Annotated in this window: 22 protein-coding genes and 3 tRNA genes; 6 read left to right on the top strand and 19 right to left on the bottom strand. The window is 55.9% G+C overall.

The features are described 5' to 3' along the window. Window positions 1-34: 34 nt before the first annotated feature. The 4 genes from J5W70_RS00285 to J5W70_RS00270 form a co-directional block, all read right to left on the bottom strand. Complete coding sequence (locus J5W70_RS00285; RefSeq protein ID WP_022397039.1) at window positions 35-1,540, bottom strand: MATE family efflux transporter; 1,506 nt, start codon at window positions 1,538-1,540, stop codon at window positions 35-37. Then, on the bottom strand, window positions 1,537-2,208 hold the full coding sequence (locus J5W70_RS00280) for a ubiquinone/menaquinone biosynthesis methyltransferase (RefSeq protein WP_022397040.1): 672 nt from the start codon (window positions 2,206-2,208) through the stop codon (window positions 1,537-1,539). Before J5W70_RS00280 ends, J5W70_RS00285 begins: the two co-directional genes overlap by 4 nt. Window positions 2,209-2,265: 57 nt before the next feature. Next, window positions 2,266-2,340: transfer RNA gene (locus J5W70_RS00275), tRNA-His, on the bottom strand. 171 nt (window positions 2,341-2,511) lie between these two features. After that, window positions 2,512-2,760: a hypothetical protein gene (locus tag J5W70_RS00270; protein WP_022397041.1), complete on the bottom strand. Its 249-nt coding sequence runs from the start codon at window positions 2,758-2,760 to the stop codon at window positions 2,512-2,514. 220 nt (window positions 2,761-2,980) lie between these two features. On the opposite strand from J5W70_RS00270, the gene J5W70_RS00265 reads away from it, so the two are divergent. After that, window positions 2,981-3,745, top strand: a complete 765-nt coding sequence (locus J5W70_RS00265) for a hypothetical protein (RefSeq protein WP_022397042.1) — start codon at window positions 2,981-2,983, stop codon at window positions 3,743-3,745. Window positions 3,746-3,782: 37 nt separating this feature from the next. On the opposite strand, the gene dapF is transcribed toward J5W70_RS00265, so the two are convergent. From dapF to J5W70_RS00235, 6 genes are all read right to left on the bottom strand, one after another. Further along, the gene (dapF, locus tag J5W70_RS00260; RefSeq protein ID WP_022397043.1) at window positions 3,783-4,607 is read right to left on the bottom strand and encodes a diaminopimelate epimerase; all 825 of its coding nucleotides are present in this window, start codon (window positions 4,605-4,607) and stop codon (window positions 3,783-3,785) included. A gap of 59 nt (window positions 4,608-4,666) precedes the next feature. Beyond that, the gene (priA, locus tag J5W70_RS00255) at window positions 4,667-6,883 is read right to left on the bottom strand and encodes a replication restart helicase PriA (protein ID WP_022397044.1); all 2,217 of its coding nucleotides are present in this window, start codon (window positions 6,881-6,883) and stop codon (window positions 4,667-4,669) included. A gap of 26 nt (window positions 6,884-6,909) precedes the next feature. After that, window positions 6,910-7,824 (bottom strand): peptide chain release factor N(5)-glutamine methyltransferase, encoded by a 915-nt coding sequence (gene prmC, locus J5W70_RS00250; RefSeq protein ID WP_022397045.1) that lies wholly within the window; start codon window positions 7,822-7,824, stop codon window positions 6,910-6,912. Between the two features lie 15 nt (window positions 7,825-7,839). Continuing rightward, entirely contained in the window at window positions 7,840-8,916 is a 1,077-nt protein-coding gene (prfA, locus tag J5W70_RS00245; protein WP_022397046.1) for a peptide chain release factor 1, read from the bottom strand. Window positions 8,917-9,155: 239 nt separating this feature from the next. Next, window positions 9,156-9,231 (bottom strand) — tRNA-Glu (locus tag J5W70_RS00240). 88 nt (window positions 9,232-9,319) lie between these two features. Further along, window positions 9,320-10,729 (bottom strand): alanine/glycine:cation symporter family protein, encoded by a 1,410-nt coding sequence (locus J5W70_RS00235; protein WP_022397047.1) that lies wholly within the window; start codon window positions 10,727-10,729, stop codon window positions 9,320-9,322. 377 nt (window positions 10,730-11,106) lie between these two features. Between J5W70_RS00235 and J5W70_RS00230 the strand changes: the two genes are divergently transcribed. Further along, window positions 11,107-11,517 (top strand): GNAT family N-acetyltransferase, encoded by a 411-nt coding sequence (locus tag J5W70_RS00230; RefSeq protein WP_022397048.1) that lies wholly within the window; start codon window positions 11,107-11,109, stop codon window positions 11,515-11,517. Window positions 11,518-11,647: 130 nt separating this feature from the next. On the opposite strand, the gene glsA is transcribed toward J5W70_RS00230, so the two are convergent. The 3 genes from glsA to J5W70_RS00215 all read right to left on the bottom strand — a co-directional run bounded on the left by glsA (window position 11,648) and on the right by J5W70_RS00215 (window position 14,849). Next, on the bottom strand, window positions 11,648-12,589 hold the full coding sequence (gene glsA, locus J5W70_RS00225; RefSeq protein WP_022397049.1) for a glutaminase A: 942 nt from the start codon (window positions 12,587-12,589) through the stop codon (window positions 11,648-11,650). After that, window positions 12,582-14,150 (bottom strand): glutamine/gamma-aminobutyrate antiporter GadC, encoded by a 1,569-nt coding sequence (gene gadC / locus J5W70_RS00220; RefSeq protein WP_290503835.1) that lies wholly within the window; start codon window positions 14,148-14,150, stop codon window positions 12,582-12,584. The genes glsA and gadC overlap by 8 nt, the downstream gene beginning before the upstream one ends. Before the next feature lie 279 nt (window positions 14,151-14,429). Continuing rightward, window positions 14,430-14,849 (bottom strand): hypothetical protein, encoded by a 420-nt coding sequence (locus tag J5W70_RS00215; protein WP_022397051.1) that lies wholly within the window; start codon window positions 14,847-14,849, stop codon window positions 14,430-14,432. A gap of 143 nt (window positions 14,850-14,992) precedes the next feature. On the opposite strand from J5W70_RS00215, the gene J5W70_RS00210 reads away from it, so the two are divergent. From J5W70_RS00210 to J5W70_RS00200, 3 genes are all read left to right on the top strand, one after another. Further along, complete coding sequence (locus J5W70_RS00210; protein WP_180973716.1) at window positions 14,993-15,157, top strand: hypothetical protein; 165 nt, start codon at window positions 14,993-14,995, stop codon at window positions 15,155-15,157. 266 nt (window positions 15,158-15,423) lie between these two features. Next, window positions 15,424-21,177, top strand: a complete 5,754-nt coding sequence (locus tag J5W70_RS00205; protein WP_022397053.1) for an RHS repeat-associated core domain-containing protein — start codon at window positions 15,424-15,426, stop codon at window positions 21,175-21,177. Next, window positions 21,174-21,725 (top strand): hypothetical protein, encoded by a 552-nt coding sequence (locus J5W70_RS00200; RefSeq protein WP_022397054.1) that lies wholly within the window; start codon window positions 21,174-21,176, stop codon window positions 21,723-21,725. The genes J5W70_RS00205 and J5W70_RS00200 overlap by 4 nt, the downstream gene beginning before the upstream one ends. Window positions 21,726-22,270: 545 nt before the next feature. Here the strand turns inward: J5W70_RS00200 and J5W70_RS00195 are convergent. Then, window positions 22,271-22,537: a hypothetical protein gene (locus J5W70_RS00195; protein WP_146020083.1), complete on the bottom strand. Its 267-nt coding sequence runs from the start codon at window positions 22,535-22,537 to the stop codon at window positions 22,271-22,273. A gap of 68 nt (window positions 22,538-22,605) precedes the next feature. Between J5W70_RS00195 and J5W70_RS00190 the strand changes: the two genes are divergently transcribed. Next, complete coding sequence (locus tag J5W70_RS00190; protein ID WP_146021375.1) at window positions 22,606-22,794, top strand: hypothetical protein; 189 nt, start codon at window positions 22,606-22,608, stop codon at window positions 22,792-22,794. Window positions 22,795-23,004: 210 nt separating this feature from the next. Here the strand turns inward: J5W70_RS00190 and J5W70_RS00185 are convergent, their stop codons facing one another. The 5 genes from J5W70_RS00185 to J5W70_RS00165 all read right to left on the bottom strand — a co-directional run bounded on the left by J5W70_RS00185 (window position 23,005) and on the right by J5W70_RS00165 (window position 26,941). After that, the gene (locus tag J5W70_RS00185; RefSeq protein WP_257228351.1) at window positions 23,005-23,625 is read right to left on the bottom strand and encodes a tyrosine-type recombinase/integrase; all 621 of its coding nucleotides are present in this window, start codon (window positions 23,623-23,625) and stop codon (window positions 23,005-23,007) included. A 64-nt stretch (window positions 23,626-23,689) separates the two neighbouring features. Then, a tRNA-Gly gene (locus tag J5W70_RS00180) sits at window positions 23,690-23,764 on the bottom strand. 235 nt (window positions 23,765-23,999) lie between these two features. After that, window positions 24,000-24,386 carry a hypothetical protein gene (locus J5W70_RS00175; protein ID WP_146020081.1) on the bottom strand — a complete coding sequence of 129 codons (387 nt, stop codon included), beginning with the start codon at window positions 24,384-24,386 and terminating at the stop codon, window positions 24,000-24,002. 287 nt (window positions 24,387-24,673) lie between these two features. After that, complete coding sequence (gene proS / locus J5W70_RS00170) at window positions 24,674-26,194, bottom strand: proline--tRNA ligase (protein WP_022397058.1); 1,521 nt, start codon at window positions 26,192-26,194, stop codon at window positions 24,674-24,676. 54 nt (window positions 26,195-26,248) lie between these two features. Next, window positions 26,249-26,941, bottom strand: a complete 693-nt coding sequence (locus J5W70_RS00165; protein WP_022397059.1) for a site-2 protease family protein — start codon at window positions 26,939-26,941, stop codon at window positions 26,249-26,251. Window positions 26,942-26,950: the final 9 nt, after the last annotated feature.

Genomic DNA, 26,950 nt, shown 5'->3' with positions numbered 1-26,950 from the left:
GATTTGCACGCGTCCGGGAAAGGCGTTCGGGAGGTTAGACTTGCAATTTTGTCCAGCTCCGGCCCTTGACAATTTTATAGAGGATGGCGGACTGAACGGCCATTTCAAAGGCGAAGAGCAGCCAGATGCCCCACAGAGTCATGGTTTCCGGGGCAAGCTTGAACCAGACCCATGTGCAGACGACGCGGAAGAAGCCCATGATGCCGTAGGAGATGAACATGACCCTCCGCGTGTCGCCCGCGCCGCGCAGGGACATTTTCATCACGATGCAGGCGGCGAAGAAGGGCTCCACCAGCAGCATGGTGCGCAGCACGGGAATGCCGGTGTCAATGAGCGTCATGTTGCCATTGGAGAATATCTCCATGAAGAGGGAGGGGAAGGCGCAGAAGAGCACGCCCAGCCCCGTCATGAAGATGATGGCGTACCGCATGCATTTCCAGATGGTGATGCGGGCCATGAGCGCGTTCCGGGCGCCCAGGTACTGCCCCACCAGGGTGGAGGCCGCCATGCCGATGGCGAATCCGGGCAGGAAGCTTAGCGATTCAATGCGGACGGCGATGTTGTGGACGCCCAGCACGCCCTTGATGGGCAGTTCGCTGATGATGGAGAGGCAGAACATCTGGATGCCCCACATGCCGAAGACTTCCACGGCCTGCGGCAGCCCGATTTTCAGGATGCGCTTCTGCATGCCCATGTCCGGCCGCAGATGGGAGAAGCTGAGGTACAGCGGCGGAGCATAGTGTTCCCCGCGTTCCTTGACGAGTTCTTCCAGGGATTCGTTTTCTCTTCCCGCGAATATTTTTTTCCTGCGCCGCAGCATGATGAAGAGGAGCGCGCACATGCTGATGCCGTAGCCGCAGACCGTTCCCGCCGCAATGCCTCCGATGCGCCAGCCGCCCAGCGGGGCGTCCGCAAAGACGAAGGTGACGCTGAAAATGACGTTGAGGATGCCCACGCCCATCATGATCCAGAAGGGCAGCCGCGTGTCTCCGGAGCCGCGCAGGGCGGCATTGATGGCAAAGACCACGCCGCTGAAGGGAGCGGCGAACGCGGCCACATAGACGTATTGCAGGGCGTAGGCCCTAGCGGCTTCATTCATGGTCAGCACGTGCGTGACCAGGAAGCCGCTGCATGCGAAAAGCAGCCCGCAGGAGATGATGCCGGCCAGCAGCCCCAGCATGGCGGCCTGGTGCAGCCCGTGCTGCGCCTGGGGGTAATCCCTGGCTCCGGTCATGCGGGAGACGATGGCCGTGGCCCCCATCATGATGGACCCCTGGATGACGAAGCCGAACCACATGAGGAAGACGACAGCCCCCATGCCGTCGGAGATGTTGATGGTGTCCTGCGCGTCCAGCCCGATTTTGGTGGCAATGAAGAGGTCGGAGGAGGTGACGAAGAAGCTCAGAAGCTGTTCCAGGAAGGGCCAGAAGGCAATGACGGCGATCTGGCGGGGCAGGGACAGTCCGGCAAGTTTACCCCCCAGGCGGGCGCGCGACGCCCTGCCGCGGATAATGCCCTCTCTCGCGTCACCCGCACTCATCGCTGGGCGGTGTAGATGCTGGCGATCCCCCCGTTCAGGGGTTCCGCCGTGATGTTGCTGTAGCCGCAGTCCCGGAGCAGGTCCTGCATGGCCTGGCCGCTGGGAAAGGCTTCAATGCTTTCCGCCAGGTAGTCGTAGGCTTCCCGGTGGCCGGTCATCCAGCCTGCAATGACGGGGAGGATGCGGTGCAGGTAAAAACGGTAGGGGCTTTTCAGCAGGTTTTCAGGCAGGGAGAAATCCAGAATGAGCAAATGGCCCCCCGGCCGCAGCATGCGGCCCATTTCCCGCAGGGCGTCCGGATAGCTGGCCATGTTCCGCAGGCCGAAGGCGACGGTGACTGCATCATAGGATGCGGAGGAAAAGGGCAGGTTCATGGCGTCCGCACAGACCAGGTTGTCCAGTCCCCGTTTGGCCGCTACGTCCAGCATGGGCTGGCAGAAGTCGGAACCGGTCAGCCGGATTTCCGGCATGGCGTTCAGGATGGCCAGGGCCAGATCCCCGGTTCCCGTCGCCAGGTCCAGGAGGCGTTCCGGCTTCCATTCGGAGACGAGCTGCACGACGCGCTGCCGCCACAGCAGGTCCACGCCCATGCTCAGTACATGGTTGGTGGCCACATAGCGCGGCGCAATGGCGGAAAAAGCGGCTTTGACGAATTCTGGATTGCGCATGCGGATGGATAGTAAAAAAGAGCACCATAAGTGCTCTTTTTCATGAAGGAAAGGGGATGGGGTGTCGGACGGGGCTCGAACCCGCAACAACCAGAATCACAATCTGGGGCTCTACCATTGAACTACCGACACCATTTAATGTTGTGGTGCGGCAGACATTACCCGTCCTCTTCCGTTTTGGCAAGAAGAAAATGAGTTTGATGAGTTTTTTAGACGGAATATTTTCTCAAAAATAAAATAAGGGACGGGTAAAGCAATTATTTGTTTCCCATTTGGAAAGTTACGGGGTGTTTGCGTGGTCTTCTATTGAATCCTCCTGGATTTGATGTAGACTTTTTTATTGTGGGAATTGATGTAATACACACCGCCTTTCGGGCCAACCCGGTAGGTTCTGTTTTCCCGTGCCTGGAGGGCGCGGGGGGAGGTGTGTTTTCCGGGCACCATTCCGGCACACAGGGGCGTGTATTCCGGAAGGAGCGGCTTGCGGCTGCATTGGGGCAGAGAGAGGAGAAGAGGAAGGATGGCCGCCGGGAGGAAAAGAGAGTGCTTCATCAGAGCGTTATTATCTTTTCCAGAAGGTTGTTTTGTCAAGTTGGAGAGTCGTGCTGAACGGTTTTTTATGAGAAGAATATGATTTTTTCTGCATTATTTGAAAACGAATGTTTGAATTTATTTTATTTCCAATTATTGTTGCCACAGTCACAGATGCCTTTGAGTCGTTAACCAGCCAGTTGTCCCTATCCAAGCCATGAATTTCTTTCCTCACATTCCCATGTTGTCCACTGTGTTCAGCAGTATCGGCTGCTATTTACTGCCTTTTGGCGTCGTTTTACTGTGGCTTCTGTATGAATCAAGAAAAGTAAAGGCCATCCTCCTTGCCGGGCTGGTGATTCTGAGCATGGTGTGCATGTTTTTTCATGAGGCATGTGCTCCCAGCAGGGAATATCCGTGGGACTGCATGGTGGAGCACATATTTACAGGAACGCTTCTCCCGTTCCTCTGTCTGCTGGGATATATTCTGTACGTGTTTCTTTGCGCCTGCATCCCGGTGTACAGGAAGGTGTGGAAGGGCATCGGCTTTTTTGCCCTTGGAGTAATGAGCCTGGCTTTTGAGTACGTGAATGTTTCCTTTCCGGTGATGCTGCTGGCGGGTTATTTGTTCCGTTTCTTCCTCTTCCGGAAGTTCCGGAACCACATCCCCTTTGTCAGGAAGTGCCACGGAGTGCTTGCGATAGGAGTGGTGCCCGGAATTTGCCTGATCAGCGTTGTCAGCGCCATTTTGTTTCCCCCGCCGGAGAGTTTTATTTGTGAGAAGATCAATGAGGAAATGGCGCGTGACATGGCCCTGTGGAATTACCAGAGCAACCTGGTTCTGCTGTCCAGCCGTTTTCTGAATGTGGAACGCAAGAAGGACTGCATTACCGTAAAGTATTATTGCGAGACGAATATGGGCCCTGCCGTGTACAAGGCATTCTGCAACAATTACGGCGGTTATGTAAAGGCAGAGTGTTCCCTGCTGAACAGGCATGCTCCCTGATGACGGAGGACAACGGCGTTTTTCCGCGAGGGGCCGGTCAGAGTTCTATGTCTCCGGTAAAGACGAGGTCCGCCGGTCCGGTCAGCGTCACGCTGGTAAAGCGGTCTCCCGTGCGCTGGAAGCCTACTTTGAGCGTGTCCCCTCCCGCTACGTCCACTTGAATGGGTGAAGGGGCATCCGTCAATACGGCGTGCAGCAGCGCGCTGGCGGTCATGCCCGTTCCGCAGGCAAGCGTTTCATCCTCCACGCCGCGTTCATAAGTACGTATGGCGATGTGCCCCGGAGACAGGATTCTGGCGAAGTTGGCGTTGGTGCCTTTTGGAGAGAATGCGCTATGGTAACGCAGGTAGGCGCCCAGACGGGGAACGTCCAGGCCGTCCAGCTTGTCCAGAAACGCTACGGCGTGCGGAACGCCTGTATTCAGGAAGTGGACGTCCGCCCCCACCGCCGGGTCCGCATTCAGCACAAAGAGCTGCAGGGAGTGGGGATCCGTCAGGTTCACGGTGACATTCCCGTCCTTTTCAAAGGTGGCGGTCACGATGCCGGCCATCGTTTCAAAGGGGAGGGGAGCGGATTTGTCGTGATGAAGCAGGGCCGCGGCGAAGTTGCCGAAGCAGCGGGCTCCGTTGCCGCACATTTCCGCTTCTCCGCCGTCGGCATTGTAATAGCGCATGCGCACGGTTCCCCCTTTGCCCCGGGACGGTTCCACGGCAATCAGGCCGTCCGCCCCGATGCCGAAGCGGCGGTCGCACAGGGCTTCAATGGTCTCCTTGTCCAGCACGGAGGAAAGTTCCAGGTCACGGTTGTCCACCATGACAAAGTCATTTCCGGCGCCCGTCATCTTGTAGAAATGAAGCAGCATAATAGTAAGTTGTGTTGTGCCGGAATTTTAATGCGGCCGTCCGGATTTGGCAAGGCGGCTTACATGAATGACATGGCGTCCACGTCGATCACGGCGGTCAGGTCGTCCCCCAGCCCGGCTTCCTGCACCAGCTTCCGCAGGGTGCGGGAGAGGATGCGGGCGGACGGCCCCTTGACCGTGATCTGGAATCTGAACTGGCCGTGTGCGCGGGGAATGGGCGCCGGCATGGGGTCCGTCATCGTGGCTGGAGGGGGCAGCATGCCGCGGAGGCGCGCCGCGAGCGTGCGCGTGGCGAATTCCGCCATGTTTTCATGCTGGGAGCGTATGGTCAGCACGGCGATGTGGGTGAAAGGCGGCAGGTCGAAGGAGCGGCGCATTTCCAGCTCCTGCGCCGCAAAGCCGTCCGTATCGTGATGGCGGGCGTACTGCAGGGAAGGGGACTGGGGGGTAAAGGTCTGGATGATGACCTCCCCGGAAAGGTCGCCGCGGCCGGCGCGGCCCGCCACCTGCGTCAGAAGCTGGAAGGTGCGCTCTCCCGCGCGGGGATCCGGGATATGGAGACCCAGGTCCGCGTTCAGCACGCCCACCAGCGTCACGTTGGGAAAGTCCAGACCCTTGGCAATCATCTGGGTGCCCAGGAGAATGTCTATCTTATGGGCGCGGAACTGGTTCAGAATGGTTCTGACGGCGTTTTTGCGCCGGGCCACGTCCGCATCCACGCGCGTGATGCGCGCCGCAGGAAAGGTGCGCCGCAGGATTTCCTCCACCTTCTGGGTACCGTACCCCTGGAGCATGATATTGGCGGACCTGCACTCCGGACAGGTGCGGGGCGGCAGGGCCTTGAACCCGCACAGGTGGCACATGAGGCGGTCCTCCGTACGGTGGTAGGTCAGGGGCAGGGAGCAGTGCAGGCACGTCACCACGTGGCCGCAGTCCGGACACTGGATGGAGCGTGCGAATCCGCGCCTGTTGAGCAGAAGGATGACCTGTTCCCCCTTGTCCAGCCGCCGGTCGATGGACATTCTGAGCCGCTCGGAGATGACGTTGGGGCCGGATTTGTTTCTGCCCTCCGTCTTCATGTCCAGAATGCGGATGAGGGGGAGCTGCTGGCCGTCCGCCCTTTCCGTCAGCTTCACCAGGGAATATTTTCCGGTCAGGGCGTTATGGATGCTTTCCAGGGAAGGGGTGGCGGAGCCCAGGACCACGGCGCAGTCTTCCAGATGGGCGCGCAGCACGGCCAGGTCCCGCCCGTGGTAGCGGGGGGAGCTTTCCTGCTTGTAGGACGCGTCATGCTCCTCATCCACAATCACCAGCCCCAGGTTCTGAAGAGGGGCGAAGACGGCGGAACGGGGGCCGATGACGATGCGTGCCTTTCCGGAACGGATGGCGTGCCATTCGTCAAAGCGTTCTCCGTCCGATAGGAGGCTGTGCAGCACCGCCACGGAAGAGGGCAGTTCCGCAAAACGGGATTTGAAGCGCTGGACGGTCTGGGGCGTCAGGGAGATTTCCGGTACCATGATCAGGGCGGATTTTCCGGATTTCACCATTTGGGAGACGGCCTGAAGGTAAACCTCCGTTTTGCCGGAGCCGGTGACTCCTTGCAGGAGCACCGGTTTTTTGTGCTCCGCCGTGCACATGGCCGTGATTTCTTCCAGCGCCTTCTGCTGCTGATCGTTCAGCTTCATGGGCTGGCTGGGGACGAACTGCTCTCCAGTGCTGGGGTCGCGGTGCACGGATTCCTCCTTCAGGGAGATGAAGCCCTTGGCCGCCAGGCTGCGGGCGATGTTCAGAGCCCCCGTGCCGAATGCGGCCAGAGGCGCTTCCATCTGTTCCGCAGATGAAAAATAATCCAGCATTTGGGCCTGCCGGGGCGCTTTGCGGTACAGGGCATCCAGCTCCTCACGGGACGGACGTTTTTCCAGATGCACCATTTTCCGCATTTTTTCCGCCGTGTTTTCCTGACGGACGGTTTCCGGGAGCAGGCAGCGGATCATTTGGTCCAGCGCTACGGAATAATAGTCCGCCGCCCAGGAGGCCAGATTCATCATGACCGGGGAAATCAAGGGTTCCGGGTCGATCAGTTTCAGAATGGGCTTGAGCCTGTCCTTCCAGGCAGGGTCCGGCTCGGACAGCGTAAGAACAGTGCCGGTGGCCGTCCTGTTGCGCAGGGGAACCTGCACGCGGCAGCCCGGCCTGACGTCCCCCGCTTCCGGCGGAATGCCGTAGTCCAGCACCAGATCGCTTTGTCCGTCAACCAGAATGCGCGCCGCCTGCATGGAGTGAAAGGGGGAAGGAATAATTGTTAATGATAACCGAAGGGGAAGCGGGCTACGCCGCTCATGTCTTTCAGCACTTCAATGTAATTATAGCCGTAGCCGTCCATGATCTGCGTCACGGCTGCCGCCTGGTCATGTCCGATTTCCAGGGCTACGAAGCCGTTTTCATTCAGGTAGTCCCGGGCGCGGGCCAGAAAGCGTTCAATGATTTCCCAGCCTTCCGGGCCTCCGAACAGGGCCGTATGGGGATCTTTCATAACTTCCGGGGCAAGCTCCTCTCCATCCGCAATGTAGGGCAGGTTGGCCACGATGACGTCAAAGCGCATTTCCCGTCCGGCATCCTTCTCTTCCTCCTCAGGCACGGAAGCGGAAGAATCCGCTCCTTCCTGGCGCAGGACCGGTTTTTCCAGGGGGATGTTTTCAAACAGGTCCGTCTGGACGGTGGAGACCCTGGCTCCCAGCCGCATGGCGTTTTCCAGCGCCAGGTCCAGAGCCTGCGGGGAAATGTCCGCCAGAACGACTTCCTTCGCGCGCTCCTTGAGTTCCAGAGCCAGTGTGACGCCGATGATGCCGGAACCGGTACCCATGTCCAGCACGCGTACCGGACGGTCCGGGATTTTCTTTAACACCATTTCCACCAGTTCTTCCGTTTCCGGGCGGGGAATCAGGGCACGCGCGTCCGTCAGGAAATCCCTCCGGAAAAATTCCGTGAACCCCAGCAGGTGCTGCAGCGGTTCTCCCGCCGCCCTTCGTTTCAGCAGCTCGCGGAGGGGAGCCAGTTCCGCTTCTTCAACAGGCCTGTCAAACCGGGAGTAAAGAGCCGTGCGGTTGCAGTGCAGAACATGGGCCATCAGGTGCTGCATGGTGGCGCGCGCCTCGTCACAGCCCTGGCGCGCCAGGTAGTCCGTGCCGGACTGAAGAACTTCCAGTAGGGTTTTCATGAAAGGAAAAGGGGGTTAGGACATGCCGGCTTCCGCCAGGCGTTCCTGCATTTCCGCATGCTGGAGAGCCATGATCAGGTCTTCCATCTGCCCCATCAGGATGCCGTCCAGATTGTGGGACGTATAGCCGATGCGGTGGTCCGTCAGGCGGTTTTGCGGGAAATTGTACGTCCGGATTTTTTCTTCACGGCCGCCGGAGCCAATGAGGTTGCGGCGTGCGGCGGAATATTTTTCCGCCTCTTCCCGCTTCTTGGCTTCAAAGAGCTTGGCGCGCAGAATCTTCATGCCTTTTTCACGGTTCTTCATCTGGCTGCGCTCTTCCTCGCAGCGGACATAGACGCCCGTAGGGATGTGCCAGATCTGCACGGCGGATTCCGTCTTGTTCACGTGCTGGCCGCCTGCGCCTCCGGAACGGCACACTTCAATGCGGAGGTCCTCCGGGCGGATTTCTATGTCCACTTCCTCCGCTTCCGGCATGACGGCCACGGTGGCGGTAGAGGTGTGGATGCGTCCCTGCGTTTCCGTGGTGGGCACGCGCTGCACACGGTGCACGCCCCCTTCATACTTCAGGAAGCGGAACACTTCTTCCCCGGCAATGCGGCAGACGACTTCCTTGAAGCCGCCCACGTCTGACGGGCTGCTTTCCAGATGCTCAAAGCGCCAGCCGCGTTCTTCCGCAAAACGCTGGTACATCCGCAGCAGGTCTCCGGCAAACAGGGATGCTTCATCCCCGCCCGTTCCGGCGCGGATTTCAATAATGGCGTCCCGGTCTTCCGTCGTGTCGCGGGGGAGAAGGCTGTACTGGACGTCACTGCGCAATTTTTCCAGCGCCGCTTCCAGTTCCGGGATCTCCAGGGAGGCCAGCTCCGCCAGTTCCGGATCATCCGTCTTCGCCAGCTCCTGGTTGTCAGCCAGCTGCTGTTCCGTGGCGTTCAGGGCATCCCACGTGTCCATCAGTTCCTTCAGGCGGCGGTGCTCCCTCATGGTTTCAGAGGCCCGCTTCTGGTCATTGAAAAAATCCGGTTCGGCAATGACCGTTTCCAATTCTTCCAGGCGCTGGCGGCGTTTTTCAATGAGAGGTGTGTAATCCATGGCGTTTGCGTGTAAGGAATTCTAAAAGATAACAGGGCTTTCTGAAAGCCAAATCCGGGGGATGTAAGACATGTTCCGGCATTTGAAAAGGAGGGGGATACCGCTTCCTGCCGTCCTGTCCGCGCTTTCCTGATTCCGGAGGAACCGGACCAAAAGAAAACCGCAGCCATTACGTCTTTCCAATATGCCTTCCCTGGTAAGGAGGGGCGGAAGCATCGTAACTGCTGCGGCGGTAAAGCTGGCATCGCGTACGGGACTCGAACCCGTGTTGCCCGCGTGAAAGGCGGGAGTCCTAGACCGCTAGACGAACGCGACTTTTAGGTTTGCAGGGACTGCGCGGCGAAGTAAATACTACCGGAGGCTGAAAGGCAAGAATTATTTGAATCTGAATTTAAAAAAATCGTTATTTGCCTTCCGGAATGTGGGAATCGTCATAATCGTCCAGCCTGTGCTGCCAGAGGTAGTACCGCGTTTGCTGGACAAGCACTCCGGAAAGGGCCAGCAGTGAAATAAGATTGGGAAGGGCCATCAGGCCGTTGGCGCAGTCCGCAAACACCCATACCAGGTCTATCTTGGAAACGCAGCCGGTAAAGACCGCCGCCACCCAGATGACGCGGTAAGGCGTGATCAGCCGGATGCCCCCCAGGTACTCCAGGGCTTTTTCCCCAAAGTAGGACCAGCCCAGGATGGTGGAGACTACAAAAGTGACCAAACTGACCGTCAGGAGGGGGGAGCCCACATAAGGAATTTTACTGAATGCCAGCGTAGTGAGCCGGGGGCCGTCACTGGACGAAATATCCGGGTGGGCGAGGATGCTGGTAGTCAGCACAATGCCCGTGAGTGCGCAGATGACCACGGTATCCCAGAACGGTCCGCTGGAAGAGATGAGCGCCTGCCGTACGGGGTTGCGGTTCTGTGCGGCGGCGGAGGCGATGGCGGCGGAGCCCAGCCCGGCTTCATTGGAAAAAAGGCCGCGGGCCACGCCGGTCCGCATGGCTGTCATGACGGCGGCGCCCACCACGCCCCCGGCAGCGGCTTCCCCGGTAAAGGCGCAGTCCAGAATGTACCGGATGGCCGGAAGAATGTAGTGGGACTGCACGGCCAGGATGTAGACACAGCCTATAATGTAAATTACCGCCATGAACGGGACGAAGAAAGCACATACCTTGGCAATGCTCCGGATGCCTCCCAGCATCACCAGGGCCGTCAGGATGGTCAGCACCGCAGCCGTTCCCCAGGAGGGAATGGCAAAGGCGTGGTGGAGCTGTTCCGCCGCGGCATTCCCCTGCGTCAGGTTGCCGATGCCGAAGGCGGCAATGGCCGTGAACACGGCGAAGGCTACGCCAAGCCATTTGCATTTCATGCCGCGTTCCAGCACAAACATGGGGCCGCCGCTCATGTTGCCGTCCTTGTTTTCCACCCGGTACTTGATGGCGAGCAGCCCCTCGGAATACCGTGTAGCCATGCCAAGAACGCCCGTCAGCCAGCACCAGAAAATGGCCCCCGGCCCTCCGGCGGCAATCGCCACCCCCACGCCGATGATGTTGCCCGCGCCGATGTTGGCGGCCAGGGCCACCATCAGGGAACTGAACGGGGAAATGTCCCCCTTGTCCGTATGGTCCTTCACAAAGTACAGTTTCAGGGCCTTGAGCAGGTAGCGCTGCGGAAAGCGCAGAATGACGGTGAGGTACAGGTGAGTGCCAAGCAGCATGATGAGCAGTGGCCATCCCCACAGGAAACTGCTGAAGGCGGACAGCCAGGTTGTGAGCGCGTCCCCGGTCTGGAAAAAGGCGTTTTGCAGGGCTTCAAGCATACCGGAAAGACTCTAAGGAAAAATGCTGTGGTGGCAAGTCCTTAAAACACGGGAAGGGCACGGAAAAACAACTTCTGCGGTTCCGGCGCAGGAAAGCCTTTTACAAGGGCGCGTTGGCTTAATCTTCCATGGAGAACGGCCGGGGCTGGCCCGGAAGCCAACTTCCATGTGATCGATGTGGAGGAGTGCCTCAAGCCCCTCCGGCTCTCCTCATGCTGTTTAATGAAGAATGAAGGAAGGGATGATAGTTGCTTGTCTCCGGGGTCTGCGGTCTTTATCATAAGGCCTATGACGGGAGCGGCAGATGACGTTGCCCCATTGCCTGGCATGCGGACGTCATGCCGCGTTCCGGCCATCAGCTTGAACCAAGAGGGAAAATGATTGTTTTTACGGAAGAAAAGAAGTTTACCAGGGAAAAAGTGCAGGAGCTGTTCCTGTCCGTTGGATGGATTTCCGGCCAGTATCTGGCCCGGTTGTACAAGGCCCTGATGAATTCGTCCACGGTATTTACCGCGTGGGATGGCGACCGGCTGGTCGGGCTGGTGCGGTTGCTGGACGACGGCGAGCTGGTAGCCTACATGCACTATGTCCTGGTGCATCCCGACTATCACGGCAGGGGAATTGCGGGAAAAATGATGGAAATGGTCAAGGAGAAGTACAAGGACTACCTGTACATTGAAATCATGCCGGAGGAGAGCAGGAACGCCGCCTTTTATGAAAAGCATGGCTTCCATGCCATGGAAGACGGCGTACCCATGCAGTGGTGCAATTTTTCAAACAGGACTTAACGCCCGCGGCTGGACAGTCAATTTCCGGCAAGCGCGGAAGGCGGGGCGTTATTTCGTGTGGCCGGGATACAGTAAACCCGCGGGTATCCTTTCGGATCTTGGCTCCGCGGGTTTACCTTCTCATCCCGGATTAGCTCCGGAAAAGGTTCAGATTCAATTCCTTGATAATGGATTGAAGAGCTGCCTGGCCCTTCACGGTGTTTCCGGCGGGGTCCAGGGGCGGGGAGAAGGCCGCCATGGCCATCTTGCCGGGGACCACGGCCACTAGGCCGCCACCCACGCCGGACTTGGCCGGAACGCCTGCCTTGTACATCCAGTCCCCTGTGGAATCATAGAGGCCGGACATGCACATTTCCGCGAGGATGGGAGAAACGTTCTCATCCTTCACCACCCGCTTTTTGCTGACGGGGTTGACGCCCCCGTTGGCATAGCAGGCGCCCATCAGCGCCAGCTGGGAGGTGGTGATGTTCAGAGAGCACATGCGGGTGTACAGGTCCACGATCATGGGCGGCGTATTGTAAAAATAGCCGTAGCTGTCCAACAGCCACGCGATGCCGCGGTTGTGCTGGTTGGTGGCGCTTTCCGACTTGTAAATCTCCTGGTTCACGGTCAGGGCCGTATTGGCGAAGTTGTTGAAATTATGGATCATGTTCGCCCATATTTCATCGGAGTCCGAACCGTTGACCAGGCTGACTGTCGCCATGGCCCCTGCGTTGACCAGGGGGTTGAGGGGCTTGCCGCCGTGCAGCTCAATCGCCATCACGGAGTTGAAGGGCTCCCCGGTGGGGTCTGCCCCGATCTTCGTGCGCAGCTCCTTCATTCCGATCAGATCCATGACGTAGGCCAGGTTGAAGGCCTTGGAGATGGATTCAATGGCAAAGGGCGTGTCCGCGGAGCCTGCGGTCAGGATATCTCCGTTGACAGTGACTACGGCAATCGCCAGCAAGTCTGAGGGGACTTGCGCCAGAGCGGGGATGTAGGAGGCGTTTTTGCCTCCCTGGACCGTTTTGGCGTAGGCGTACGCGTTGTCCACAGCCGTCTGGATTTGTTCATTGGAAGGGACGTTACTCATGGGATATGGTATGGATTGGGGTTACTGTAGAATGGGTTCCATTGGTTTTTTCCCATCCGAAGGGTTCGAAGGCGTCTTCAGGATCCACAGGCCGCTTCCAGGAGGGCTTGGCCATGGCATGGATGATGAAAGGAATGCCGGCGAAGATGAAGGTGCCTATCACCAGAAGCATAATGTACATCGTATTGCTGCCGACGGTAATTTGGTTCGGCGGAATGAAGCTCACCAGGAAGGCCGCCAGGCTGGCCAGGAAGCCGAGGCCGCCTACAATCCACATGCCGAGGGTCTTGCCTCCGGGAATGCGGAAAGTGCGGGGCGTATTCGGTTCCCGGTAGCGCAGATAAATGCCGGAGGCGAACATCAGCATGTACATGATGAGGTACAGGATGATGGTAAGCTGGGAAATAATCTGGTAGGCGGACTGCACGGAAGGCATGATCACGAACATGATGGAAAGCAGGGTGACGATGCAGCCCTGAATGAGCAGGATGCCCATCTGGACGTTGTTCTTGTTCCGCTTCTGCATGACGGGCGGCAGGTTGCCAGCCAAGCCTACCTGGTACAAGCCTTTGGAAGGACCTCCCACCCACGCTGTTACCTGGGCCAGAACGCCTACGGCCAGCGCAAGCGCCAGAATCCAGTTCATCCAGCCGAGGCCGAAGAAGCTGAAGTAACTGTCATAAGAAATCAGCAGGCTCTGCACCAGGTTAATCTGGGAGTTCGGAATGATGAAGCCGATGGCCAGCGTGCCCAGAACGAAAATGAGTACCGTAATGATGGCGGAAATCAGAATGGCCAGCGGATAGTTGCGGCCGGGGTCATTCACGTCCTTCACATGCACGGCGGACATTTCCATCCCTGCGTAGAACAGGAAGATGCTGGCGGCCAGAACGAGGTTGTTGAAATTGCTCATGTCCGGTATCAGCTTGTCCCAGCTCATGTCCAGCAGAATCGGGTTGCCTCCGGCCCAATAGCTCAGGCCCAGCAGAATCAGGATGGCGCCCGGAATGATGGTTCCGATGATGGTGCCCCATTTGGTGACGCCTGCGGAAGTCTTCATGCCACGCAGGTTGAGCAGGGTAGCTGCCCAGTACACACACAGCACCACGATGAGCACATACCACTTGTTGGCGGCAAGAGCTTCATCCCATCGCTGTCCGGGCCCCATGAAAGCCAGGGAGACGGCGGCGAAGGTCAGTACGGTCGGGAACCAGATGGTGCTTTCAATCCATTGCAGCCAGATGGCCAGGAACCCCCATTTTTTCCCGAAGGCTTCGCCTACCCAACGGTAAACGCCGCCTTTCTGCGGCCATCCGGTGGTGAGTTCCGCGGCTACCAGGGAGACGGGCACCAGGAAAAAGACCGCTGCAAAAATATAGTAAAAAACGGAACTGAGTCCGTACGTGCTTTCCGCAGGCATGCCGCGCAAGCTGACAATGGCGGAAACGTTAATCATGGCGAGCGTAAATACCCCCATGCGAAGGACGGATTTTACCGCCGGAGCGTTATTGGTTGTAGCGGGACCTGTTGGAGAGGTCCCTGATTGAGTCGTATTATTCATTGGTTTATTCCGGGTTGAGAATTGGGACAGCGTATAGAAGTGCCGACACCGACCTTATCTGAACGACCAGAAAAAGAGCTCTTTCGTTGAAGAGATGGTGCAGATAGGGGTGCCGGAGTCTGTCTTAACGGCGGTTACCGCTTTCCGGATGGAGAAGGAAAGCCGCCCGCTTTCATGCTGGCGCTTTTTTGAGCGGCAAAGCAGGAGCATACGGGTAGAACGTCCGGAATGGCTCTCCGGCTGCGGGGGATTATCTGCCAGGAATGAAAATGAACGCTACTAATGCCACTTAAGGGGATTCCATTGTTTCAACCCAGTTTTCTGTTTCCCGGGGGACGGCTCCGTGTAGAAAAACGGGTAAGAACGGAAAATGGATTGGTATGGTCCAATTTTTCCCTTCTGGCGGAATTCCGGAGGGGGGCTTCGGCTTGTAATGATCATCGCCCTTTTGACGGGGTTCCACTCGTAGGAATAAACCTTGACGGGAGCTCCCTGCGGGACGGCTTCTCCGCGAACATTCCTGGAAGCCTGGGAGACTCCGTATTGGGAGATGGTGAGGTTGTTGGAGGAACGGCTGAAACTCAGCATGCCGTCCCTGGAACTGGTGATGCTGTTGATGTTCCCCTGGCTGTTTTTGGAAATCTGGACCTGGGAATCGTAGGACTGTTTCGAAATAATGGCCCCGGTTTTGGTGGTCATGGAATGGACGCTGCCGGTGGAGAGATTCAACGTCTGGGAAGAACCGTCCGGCTGGACAACTTTAGCGAATGCGGCGTTGCCAGTGGTGCAAATATCATCGCAGGGATCAGAACAGGATTGGCAGGGATTGCTTTCCTTGGTCGGTGGAACGCTGCTGGAGCTGGAAGACTCGGAGGGACGCGCAGTTCCGCGTGGAGGCCCGTTCCGAATACGTGGACGTGCGCGAACAGATCACCGTGAAAGCTGCCCTGGGTGCCACGCGCCTGGACAACAAGACCGTCTTCCTGATGCCCTGCAAAGAGGCATAGGTATAAATGTGCGGTAGCATAACGTGTCCGGATGTTTGCCTGTAAAGTAAAGATCATCAATTATTCAGACAATACAAAAAATCCATTATTTTACAAAAAATCCGACGTTGTGCTATCACACCTCATGAATGGCCGAGGGAGATAACCCACTGCACTTTTTTTTCTGTATATTTCTCCCGGAAAGGTCCCTGGCAGCCGCCAGTCTTCCGGGCATTTTCCAGGGCGGTTGCACCTTCATATCAACATCAACAAATTAAATTAAAATCATGAATACTCCTGTTACTTTACTTGAAGCGGAATTTCCCCTGGACAAATGGGAAGGCCAACTGAAAGGCGACCAGCCCCATTTGAATGTGGAAGCTCCCGCTCCCGAAAAGACGACCCTTTGGGACGGCTACATCAAAATTGAAACCGCAGGCTCTTATGAAATCAAAATCGGCGCGGACGATTATGGTTATTTTACGCTGGGAGGCCAGACAGCCAGCATTGCCGATTCGGGACAATACCGGGAATCCGATCCTGTCACCGTGGAACTGGAAGCGGGATGGCACCAGGCCTTCCTTTCCCACACCAACATCGACTACAAGCCGGAATCCGGCAACGTCTCGCGTTTCGACTCCTACCTCAACGGAGTCCAGGTGGAGCTCTACGACATCGTACCCGCAGAAAACAAGCCGGTGGTATGCAAGAAGGGATGTGACGGCAAGGAAGTTTGTGAGGACCCGGACACCCCCAGCGGGGGAACCACCCCCAGTTCCTCCCCATCCTCCGCCCGCATGTCCTCCCGGCTGGCCCGTTCTACGGTGTCCGGCTCCTCCGCAGGAACGAACGTGGCGGCGGATGCCTCCCAGGAAAGCATGTATTGGCAGTGCAACTTCGGCCTGTTCCGGGGATTGCCCGGCGTACCCGGAGGCCAGATTGAAATCGTGGAGGAGGAATTTACAGAACGCCTCTGGTCCCCCTCCGCCCTGTTGTTCCGCCATGTGCTGCACAGCAAATTGCTCAAACCCACGGAAGGCTTGAGCAACAACTGCATGGTAGCTGTTCAGAAAGGTTCCCTGCTGGTTTATTACTTCATCACCCAGGGGGAAGAGGACAACGGAAGTGTGGGCAACATCGGCTACAACACGCGCCTGACCAACCGCGCCCGGATGCTGGGAGAAGATTTTACACCAGTCGTTTCCAATCCGGTTTACATTGAAGTGGCGGAAGCCAATGGCTGCAAGATGGTCTATTCCGTGGAAACGGGAGATCCCGTGCGTTTTACGGCATCCAGCGGCCAGCAGCTCACGGAAGCGGATTTTCATGCCTTCATGGATGTGGTGTATGCGGAAGATGGTTCCCTGCGGCAGGTGAGCAATATTTCAGACGGCCTTGCCAGCGTGCAGGACGTGACGGAAGCGGGCTATACGCTGGCCCTGTACCTTCCTTCCCAGGTAGGAGCCAAGGATGAGACGACAGGGCTTTATGCCGTGACGGGGGAACCGTTCAAGCACTTTGTTTTTGCCCGCAATGAGGAAGGGGACAAGGCGAGCGTGACGGAAAGAACGCCCGGAAGGAATGATTTTGTCACAACCTGGTGGAAGAATGGAGAGGTATGGTGTCTGGGCAAGGGCACGGGAGACTCCGCTATTCATACGGTCAGGACGCGCACGGAGGTCTCCGAAAAGGAATGGAACCTGCTGACAGAAGTGCGGATGGGGGAAGAAGGAATGGCGGTTTCCAGCCTGATGGAGAACTACAAATCCACCCCGCAGGGCAATCTGCTGATGAGCAGAACGGAAGGTTACGGTTCCGACATGGCCCGCACGACTTCTTATGAATATTCCGCCAACGGGGTTCTGACGAAAGAAACGCGTCCGGACGGTTCCGAAGTCAAGTACGAACAGGATCGTCTGGGTCGTCAGACTCTCGTTTCCACTCCGTATAAAGGCTTTGCGGAAAAGAGAGTGAAGACGACCTACTGCGAAGCGAAGTTCAACGATCACGATCCCGCAGAAGTGACCACCATACTTCGGCAAAAGAACAAGGCGGACGTGCAGTTGAACCAGACGCTTTATACCTATACGGAAGAAAACGACGTCAGGCGCGTGGAAGAAAGGACGACCGCGCTTGGGGCTGAAGGAACGCGGCTGGAAGTGACGGAAACATGGCTGGCCTCCGCGCCCAATCCGTATGCCAGGGGACGCCTCAAGATGCGCCAGGGTATTGACGGCGTACAGAGGGTTTATTCTTACGAACTTACAATCTGGCATGGAGCGGCCTATACCGTGACGGAGGAAACGCAAATCGACGGAGCGCCCGTACCGGGGCAGAGCCGCCGAATGGTGTCCTTCATCTCGGCGGAAGGCAACACGGTCAGGACGGAGGAATACATCCTGCTGACGGATGGAACCTGGTCGCTGCTGGACAGCGCCGGCTACGAGTTCGACCTTCAGAACCGCTGGATCAGGAAGACGCGCGGCAACGGACGAATAACGGAACGGGAACTGATGTGCGACGGGCGTCCCCTATGGGAAAAAGACGAAGACGGCATCCTGACCAGCTATGGCTATGACAGCGCAAGGCGGTTGGTGGAAATGATCCGCTCTGCGACGGAGACTACCCCTGAAACCATCATCTCCTATACGAGGGATGCCCTGGGGCGTGTAGTTGAGGAGAGAAAGGACATTGGAGCCATGAGCACTGTGCGCCGGACGGCTTATGACGTGCTGGGACGCGTCAGCTCCGAGACGGATGAACTGGGAAGGGTTACGACCTATGCCTATAGCGACGACGGATTAACGACGACGGCGACGCTTCCCCATGGAGCAACCCTGATTCGGACGACTGCCCCTGACGGTACTCTTCTCTACCAGGGAGGGACGGGACAGAAGGAACTGTCCTACAGGATTGACATCATTGAGGATGGCATCCGGAAAGTCACATTGGAACCTCAGCCAGAAGGAGACCCGGTAGCAACGTTCCGGGAAATCACCAACGGTTATGGGTTAGTCATCCGCACGGCTACAGCCAACGCCTTGGGCAGTTTCTATTACAGCCGGTTCACGTATGATGAACGGGGGTATCTTGTCAAGACGGAGGTGGATGCGGGAACGCCTGCTACCGCCATGGCTCCAACCTTGAAGGAATACGACGCCTTCGGCAATGTAACGAAGGAAACATGGAAGCTGGACGATCATCCCGATGCCACCAATTCCCGCATCACGATTTATTCCTATGCGGCTGAACAGGGGGATGACGGCATCTACCAGATCACGACCACGACTATGAACAACAGCCAGGGAACAACCTATTCCCTTACGGAAAAGGTTTTGATTTCCTCCCTGTCCGCAACTTTGGAAGACAAAACGGTTTCTATTGACCCGAGAGGGCAGGAATCTGCTTCCTGGACGGAGTATGCCGGAGATGCCAAGCGAATCAGCAAGAACAAAATCCCGGGTTGTGAAACTGCGGCAATCTCCCTGATCGTGGATGGCCTGGCTGTGTCCCGCACTGATTATGCCGGAGTAACGACAAGTATTGCCCGCAGCTACACGGAAACAGGCATTGTTCTCGCCTCCACGGATGTCCGCGGCAATGTGACAACAACTGTCCAGGACATCGCCGGGAGGACAGTCAGCGTAACGGATGCTGCGGGGAATGCCACTACTTACGCTTATGGGGAACCGATCGACTCTCCTACGGTCATCACGGACGCTTTGGGGTATACTTCCTACTACGCCTATGATATGAGAGAAAGGAAGATCGTGGAATGGGGAACGGGCATCCAGCCTGCCGTCTTTGCCTACGACAACGCCGACCATCTGATCAGCATGCGAACGTTCCGGGTGAGCGGGGAAACCATTACAACCGACCCGCGGGAACGGACTGATGGCGACACGACTACCTGGACTTACGAGAAGGCCAGCGGTCTTTTGCTGTGCAAGACCTATGCGGATGAGACTCATGAGAATATATCTTATAACGTTTTCAATATGATTACTTCAAAGATAGATGCAAGAAATGTGACTGTTTCTTTTATTTATGATCTCAAAAAAGGAGTAAATACTTCTATTATTGCCGATGATGGAACTCCAAGAATTACCTATGCTTATAACCACTTGGCGCAGATGACCCGTGTGACGGACGATGCCGGTACCAGGGACTTTACCTACAACCAGTACAATGAACTGGTGACGGAAACGACGACGGGACTGGCTCAAAGCGCTTTGACTCACCAACGCGACAGCCAGGGCAGGGATGCGGGCTACAGCCTGCAATACGGCAATTCCACCGTCCAGCAGACGGCGCTGGGTTACGATACTGCCGGAAGGCTCTCAACCGTGGAACTCAACGGAATGGCAACTCCTTTTGCCTATGGCTACAATGCCAATAACGGCCTGCTGGAGACGCTGAATTATCCCAATACGCTGAAGAGATGGTACACACGGGAAGAAAAGCGGGACCTGGTTATTAAAGTGGATTATCTGCGTCCGGGAGGTCAGAATTATCCGGCCAAGGTTGATTACACCTATGACTCCCTGGGGCGTCCCGTGACGAAAAAGGATTATTTCAACACACCCGGTCCCGATTTGACACATGCCTACACGTATAATGACCGTGGCGAGCTGACTGCCGATGCCATGAGCCGGGGAGGAACCTACAGCTACGCCTATGACAATATCGGCAACCGGGAAATGTCCCGGGAAGGCACGGCTGTTCCCACTGCCTATGAAACCAATGAACTCAACCAGTATATTTCCATTGGGGAGGGAGAGCAGGCTGTGTTCGTTCCGGAACATGACGCTGCCGGGAACCAGACGAAAATCAGGACCGCCACGGGAGAATGGACCGTTGCCTACAATGCCTTGAACCAGGCGGCGAGTTTCACGCAAGGCGGCAAGCGCGTGGAATGCCGTTACGACTACATGGGAAGGCGAGTGGAGAAATCCGTTTATGAGGGAGAAGATCTTGTTTCCCGCAAGCGCTTCCTGTACCGGAATTACCTGCAAATCGCGGAACTGGATGCCCACGATACAACGGAAGAGTCAACACCTGTTCTGCGCAAGACCTACCTGTGGGACCCGATGGAATCTTCAGCGACACGCATTTTTGCCATGAGGCTGTTTGATGAAAAGGGAATCTATCAGGAAGACTTGTATTACACGCATGACTTCATGAAAAACACGATAGCCCTGTTTGGCATCCAGGCAGGAAGAAGAGCCTTGTATGAATACGGGCCTTATGGTAGTGTGGTCAAGATGGAAGGTAATGCAGCCGAGCTGAATCCGTTCCGCTTTTCAAGCGAGTATTCCGATGACGAATTGGGATTGGTCTATTATAATTACAGATATTATCATGCCCTCTCCGGGCGGTGGCTGACGAAAGACCCCATGGAAGAATATAGTACGTTGAATATGTACAGATTTCTCAATAACAATTTGGGAATTGATCAACTTGGATTAATCAGCGTATCTCAACAACAGCCGTTCCCCAGTGGGCTTCCTCGCGTGGAAGGACCTCCTGAATTGAGTTATAAAAACATTTCAAAGAAGGCAGGCAAGTGTGGGCACTTCCGTTGGGATATTCAATGGATTCTTAAGGGAAAATCGAGCCCGGATGGAGTAATATATCAGGAAGTCGAAGCCGAGGTAGAGATGAAGTTTTGCGGGGCAGATCTTGAGCCACAAAAAGGAAAGGAAAAACAAAAGGAAAGCTGGAACATTGGTGGGGGGATGAAAGATACATGGTCATATCCTAAAATGTTTTCTTACGAGGAACATCCTACGGAAGGGGAAGTTACTTTTAAGGGAACGGCTTACTATACATCGGAAAAACCTGGTATGGCAAAACCTCCTACATGGAAGTATCTAGGAGACGAGGTGGAACCTCTGTGTAAAGGAGGAGTTTGCCTTGCCGATACATCCCACAATGGACTTGGAAAAAATCCGACAGCGGATTCTAACAAAGTGACAAGAACCTTGAAAATATCATGGTGCTGTTGTGAATCCAATAAAGATACCAAATTTGAATCATGAGAATGTTACCCTCTGCATGCTGTATTGGAGCTCTATATGCTTTGATTTCCTGTACCCACAAAAATATCACTCAAGACGATATTGGTCATATTGAAATCATTCATAATCAAATTTATACAGAATTAAAGGATGTTTCTTTGCCTGGTTATAAATATTATTCCTGGCCGGATTATCCCTCCGACAGTATTCGGGAGATCAGGGAGAGGGCGAAACGCCTGAAACGAGGAATGGATGAACAACAGGTGGTTGCCCTGATGCGTCCTTTAGTTGTAAATCCGCCTTTGATTCCAGGAAAGTACAGGGATCCGGAGGTTGTAAGAAAGGAGTTTCATTTTAATGCCTCTTACAAAGATTTGGTGAAAATTAATGAGTCATTCTATGATCCAAAACGTTCTGATAGATTCTCCATCTTAATGAAAATTCCTTTTTCTAAGAAAACAGGGAAACTCCGGAAAGATGGACAGGAACTTGATTTGGAAGTAATGGTTTTTCCCAATTGGGATGTCTATTATTTGCCCATTTCTGAAAAACGTCCCATATATCAATAACCAATATATATAATAAAAGAAATGAAGAGCCCCGAAATATTTCGGGGCTCTTTTTTGCTCAATGGCATTTTACCTGTTTTCTTATCATGTGACTTTTGATGCCGAAAAATGGCTTGAAATGAAAAACGTGAAGTAGCCTTATGATAGTGTAATCAGGATGGAAGGTAATGCAGCCGAGCTGAGTCCGTTCCGTTTCTCAAGCGAGTATGCTGATGACGATGTAGGATTGGTCTGTTATAATTACCATTATTTCAATCCTATGGATGGCAGATGGATCAGTAGATATCCTATTCAAGAGTCTGATAGCTGAAATTTGTATGAATTTACTAGGAATAATAGTATTTACATTTCTGATTTTTTAGGACTGCTGTTTTTGTTCTTTCTACCTTCGATCCGAATGATCCTCAACTAAATGGGTCCCAAGTTAAAATAGCCGATAAAGATATAAAAGCTATAGATGATTTTTTAGCGGATTTTGATGCAGTAGATGAAGATATGCGGTAAAACTTAAGTAAAACACTGGTAAAGAGTGGTTGGTCAGTAGATCAGTAAAAAACTCCCAATTCCTGCCTTGATGAGGTTCTCCCTTTAGGCAGGAATTTTTGTGATCTGATATTATCAGGAGACCAAGTTTTTATGGATGATTTTCCAAAAGCGCATAAAGCCCTCATGAAGAATCCATATTTTATTGTAAAGGGCTCCCGGATGTTCCGGGAGCCTTTTTGTTTTTCCATTTTCCTGATGGATTTTTCGGGAAAGAAGAAGTAGGTTGGGAATTGTTTCCCTGCCTCTCCATGAATATTCCTCTTCATTGCCTGCTGCTCCAGACTCCGGGAGAACTCCTGGAAGGGAAAAAGACTTCCTCCGGCTGGGGTATGCCGTGGAAGCCTTTCCGTCCACACAGGACGCCTCCTGCCTGGATGATGCGGAACCGGAAGAACTTCCGCTGCATGCCTATGCCCCCGGCTGGCGCCATGGCGACCTGCCTGTGGTTCGTTCCCGCCGTGCTTCTCTGGTCCGGATGCTTGCCGATCCCCGCTGGCAGAAGGAGGATCATGCCCGACAATGAACCGGCACAAGTCCGCAGGAACATTCGCCAGACGCAGAACAGTAACTGCCGTTGCGCGCAGACTGTGGAAACTCAGAGGGGCAAGTCTCCGCCTGTTTCCTTTCGCTGCTGGAGGATTCTTTTCAATGTATCCGAATTTCTTCAGCAGAGCGTTGAATTCGATGGAAAGTTTGCTCGACGTATGATCCGCCTGCGCGTGACGCATTGCCGCTACCGGAAATACGTAATCGCTCGCACAGTTGCAAGCCGTCTGTCCAGAACTTCCTTCAAAGGCAAGATGATGGGCTTGTTCATGTGTCTCTTGGTTTTTTGGGCCGTCATCGAAATGCTTCCACCTTCCATGTCAATTTGCTTCCATTGGAGGGTAGCGATGTCGTCCAAACGCTGGCCTCCTGTATAAAGGCAGACGCGTATCATGTCGGGCCATTCCCCCGGCAGGATTTCGGTCAATCGTTGAGCTTCCTCGACTGTAAAAGCGCGCCTTTCGGTAGCATCGGCACGGTTGATCTTGCTGGGACGCACCCCCTTGAAAGGATTGTACGGAAAGAGCCGTTCGTTGACTGCCTGTTGAAAGGCCGCATTCAAACCGTATAGGTAAATGCTTACCGTCTTGGAACTCAGCAATTCCAAATATTTTTCCATGAACCTTTGCGCCTGGGCCTCCGTCACCGTGTCCAGGGGCATTTCCTGTTTGGGTCCCAGAAAGTCGAGAAAACACCGGATAGCCTTCCCGTAACGAAGTGGTGTTAGCGGTTTTGAATCTGCTATGCACCGGAAAGTCGATGTATAGCATAGTGCATAACAAAACCATGTAATAGGACTGAATATCACACAATCTGCTACCAAGGGAGGCCTTGTAAAATGAGGGGTTTGCAATAACCCCGAAGGCAAAAAATGGAGCGGATGATGGGATTCGAACCCACGACATCAACCTTGGCAAGGTTGCGCTCTACCCCTGAGCTACATCCGCTTTGGATGACCGGAGCCTTACGGCATCCGTGTGGCAGAAAATATATAGGGTTATCCGGATTTGGCAAGATTTTTTTAGAGAAAAATTCATGTTCACCGGAATAGGGCCATGCTGCCGTACCTTTTAAAGAGGACTGATGGTTCTGTGGAAGGAGCGGGGAGGACGGGAAGGTGCCAGGCTGCTTTTTCCGGTTGTTCCCGTTTGACTTCGGGGAAGGCGGCGTTTTGTTGCTCTTTCAGTTCCGCGGCCGTTTTGGCTCCATGTTCCAGCAACAGTTTTTCCTTGGCGGCGTCATGGCGGTTCCTGGCGTGGTCCAGCATGGAAATCGTTCCCCTATGTACGGCATTGACGTTGGCTCCCTGTTCCAGATAAAATTAACCTGCTCCGTATTGCCGCGGCAGATGGTATTCTTGAGCGCCGTATCTTCGTTAACCGATCGTTTGCAGTGTGGTTCCGTAGGTTTCAGCAGTTGCTGGGCCTGGGGCATGCGGATGACGGTAAAGGCGTACGGGGTGAATTCATCCGGCTCCGGGGCCAGGCGGTTTTCCGCCACGGCGCGGACGAGTCGCTTGACGTTTTCCGCCAGCAGGCCTTCCGAGTCCAGGCTGGTTTGCGCTTTCAACCGGGCGAAGGCCAGCAGGTTGTCCCTTCTGTCCCGCCATCAGGAGACGCAATCCTCCAGAGGATGACTGTGGTCGGCATCTCGGGGTGGTCTTAACCGGAAGAGCATGTATTTATCCCTTATAACGGCGGAATGGCGTCGGTGTCCGAAATGAAGCGGTTTTTGCGGAAAGAATGTGTAAAATCTTGAAGAACTCCCTGTTTCCATAAAAAACGGGGCTGTTCCGGAAGGCGCGTTTTCCGTGCCCTGGAACAGTCCCGTGAAGAAAAGGGAGTCAATGGAGGAGATTAGTAGCTTCTGGCCCAGAGGACGCGGCGTTCCGTCATGCGGCCGGTGAGGATGCAGGGAGCGGGTTCCCCGCGGCCCAGTTCGCCGAGCGGGATGCAGCGTATGGAGATGCGCAGGCGCTTGGCGAGTTCCTCTTCCTCTTCCGGGGATCCGTCCCACGGCACCTGGAGCCAGTCGGCGTCGCCTTCTCCGGTAAAGTTTTCTTCCAGTTCCCGGAGGGTGGAGGCGGGGCGGATGTGGGCGTCCCGGAAGGCGATGGCCCGTTGAAGCAGGGTGTCCTGGATGTTCTGGAGAATGTCCGTGACGGTATCAACCAGTTCCGTTTCCGGGACGAAGGATTTTTCATTGACGGGCAGGTCGCGCCGCTGGAGGCAGACGGAGCCTTTTTCCAGGTCCCGGGGGCCGATTTCCAGGCGCACGGGCACTCCCTTCTTCACCCATTCCCATTTCTTGGCGCCGCCGCCCAGGTCGCGCCTGTCCACCAGCACGCGGAGCGGCTGGCCGTGGAAATTCTTGGCGCGGAGGGTGTTCGCCAGTTCCTCGCAGTGGTCCAGAATGGCCTGGCGGCTTTCTTCCTTGGGCGTGACGGGGATGATGACGACCTGCTGGGGGGCGACGCGGGGCGGGCATACCAGGCCGTCGTCGTCGGAGTGCATCATGATGAGCGCCCCGATCATGCGGGTGGAAACGCCCCAGGAGCTCGTCCAGGCGAACTGCTGGGTATTGTCCCTCCCGGCAAAGCAGATGTTCTGGGATTTGGAGAAGTTCTGCCCCAGGAAGTGGGAGGTTCCGGCCTGGATGGCCTTGCGGTCCTGCACCATAGCTTCCACCGTGTAGGTCTGTTCCGCGCCGGGGAAGCGTTCCGCCTCCGTCTTTTCTCCGGGGATGGTGGGAATGGCCAGAACGTCCCTCTGGAAGTCCTCGTAAACCTTGTGCATGGTGAGGGTTTCCTCAATGGCCTCCTCCCGGGTTTCATGGGCCGTGTGGCCTTCCTGCCACAGGAATTCGGCCGTGCGCAGGAAGATGCGGGGCCTCATTTCCCAGCGCATCACGTTGCACCACTGGTTCACCTTGAGGGGCAGGTCGCGGTAGCTGGAGGTCCAGCGGGCGAAGGCCGCGCCGATGACGGTTTCCGAGGTGGGGCGGATGACGAAGGGCTCCGTGAGCTCCCCGGTGGGAATCATGCGGGTCTTTCCGGTGGCTTCATCTTTCTGCGCTTCCAGCCTGTGGTGCGTGACCACGGCGCATTCCGTGGCGAAGCCTTCGGCGTGCTCCGCTTCCTTCTCCAGATAGGAAATCGGAATCAGGAGGGGGAAGTAGGCGTTCGTGTGGCCGGTGTCCTTGAAGCGCTGGTCCAGGTCTTTCTGGATGAGTTCCCAGATGGCGTAGCCCCACGGCTTGATGACCATGCAGCCGCGCACCTCGGAATTCTCCGCCATGTCGGCGGCCTTGATGACTTGCTGGTACCACTCGGGGAAGTCCTGGGCGCGGGTGGGGGTGATTGCAGTTTGTTGAGACATATTGGATGGTATGTTGAATGGAGCGGGCGCGGCCCGCAAAGGAAGCTCGGAATATTAAAAGGGGGCGTTTCTGTATTCCCGGTAATTGCTGTAGGCGAAGAGGGCCATGAATATGGGAATGAAGTAGCCGTGGAAGAGCTGGAAGCTGAGCAGCCCGATGAGGATGGACGTGATGAACCCGGTCATGAACACTTTCCTGGGGGAGCGGATGAACTGGGCGATCAGCTGGCCGCCGTCCAGGGGGTAGATGGGCAGCAGGTTCAGGATCGTCCACCATTCCCCGATCATGATGAGGCAGGAGAGGATGTAAAGCTGGGGGGAGATGGCCGCCGCCGTGAAGGGGCTGATGGCCAGGTCCCAGAAGGTCAGGTTGTGCGCGGTCATGACCGGAGCGACGATGTTCCAGGTAATCCACAGGCTGATGATGCCCAGCAGCAGGGTCATCATGGGGCCCGCCAGAATCATGAGGGCCCTCCCTCCGCGCGTCAATTGCATGCCGTGGCTGCTCGTCAGGCCGCCGAAGAGTTCCAGGACGATCGTCTGCTGGCCGCCGCCCAGCCTGCGGCCCACCAGCGCGTGCCCCATTTCATGGGACAGGATGGCGACGAAGCCGGCAATGACGAACAGGGCCGGATAAATGAGGCCTTCCACACTGTTGATGCTGAGAGCGCCGCCGAAGATGGCCAGCACCACCCAGAAGCTGGGGCGGATGTAAACAGGTATCCCGAACAGGGTGAAATGAATCATGCGCGAGAG

This window comes from Akkermansia massiliensis (genome assembly GCF_018847375.1).
Taxonomy (GTDB): domain Bacteria; phylum Verrucomicrobiota; class Verrucomicrobiia; order Verrucomicrobiales; family Akkermansiaceae; genus Akkermansia; species Akkermansia massiliensis.
Note: the sequence above shows the minus strand (reverse complement) of the source record. Positions and strands in the feature narration are given on the sequence as shown.

Coding starts and splice junctions, on each gene's coding strand:
- J5W70_RS00235 (WP_022397047.1), bottom strand. CDS start 10,729: ATGCTTGAAGCCCTGCAAAACGCCTTTTTCCAGACCGGGGACGCGCTC.
- J5W70_RS00280 (WP_022397040.1), bottom strand. CDS start 2,208: ATGCGCAATCCAGAATTCGTCAAAGCCGCTTTTTCCGCCATTGCGCCG.
- J5W70_RS00200 (WP_022397054.1), top strand. CDS start 21,174: ATGAGAATGTTACCCTCTGCATGCTGTATTGGAGCTCTATATGCTTTG.
- J5W70_RS00215 (WP_022397051.1), bottom strand. CDS start 14,849: ATGACCACCAAAACCGGGGCCATTATTTCGAAACAGTCCTACGATTCC.
- J5W70_RS00230 (WP_022397048.1), top strand. CDS start 11,107: ATGATTGTTTTTACGGAAGAAAAGAAGTTTACCAGGGAAAAAGTGCAG.
- J5W70_RS00270 (WP_022397041.1), bottom strand. CDS start 2,760: ATGAAGCACTCTCTTTTCCTCCCGGCGGCCATCCTTCCTCTTCTCCTC.
- J5W70_RS00285 (WP_022397039.1), bottom strand. CDS start 1,540: ATGAGTGCGGGTGACGCGAGAGAGGGCATTATCCGCGGCAGGGCGTCG.
- J5W70_RS00205 (WP_022397053.1), top strand. CDS start 15,424: ATGAATACTCCTGTTACTTTACTTGAAGCGGAATTTCCCCTGGACAAA.
- J5W70_RS00195 (WP_146020083.1), bottom strand. CDS start 22,537: ATGAAGAGGAATATTCATGGAGAGGCAGGGAAACAATTCCCAACCTAC.
- dapF (WP_022397043.1), bottom strand. CDS start 4,607: ATGCTGCTTCATTTCTACAAGATGACGGGCGCCGGAAATGACTTTGTC.
- proS (WP_022397058.1), bottom strand. CDS start 26,194: ATGTCTCAACAAACTGCAATCACCCCCACCCGCGCCCAGGACTTCCCC.
- priA (WP_022397044.1), bottom strand. CDS start 6,883: ATGCAGGCGGCGCGCATTCTGGTTGACGGACAAAGCGATCTGGTGCTG.
- glsA (WP_022397049.1), bottom strand. CDS start 12,589: ATGAGTAACGTCCCTTCCAATGAACAAATCCAGACGGCTGTGGACAAC.
- gadC (WP_290503835.1), bottom strand. CDS start 14,150: ATGAATAATACGACTCAATCAGGGACCTCTCCAACAGGTCCCGCTACA.
- J5W70_RS00165 (WP_022397059.1), bottom strand. CDS start 26,941: ATGATTCATTTCACCCTGTTCGGGATACCTGTTTACATCCGCCCCAGC.
- J5W70_RS00265 (WP_022397042.1), top strand. CDS start 2,981: ATGTTGTCCACTGTGTTCAGCAGTATCGGCTGCTATTTACTGCCTTTT.
- prfA (WP_022397046.1), bottom strand. CDS start 8,916: ATGGATTACACACCTCTCATTGAAAAACGCCGCCAGCGCCTGGAAGAA.
- prmC (WP_022397045.1), bottom strand. CDS start 7,824: ATGAAAACCCTACTGGAAGTTCTTCAGTCCGGCACGGACTACCTGGCG.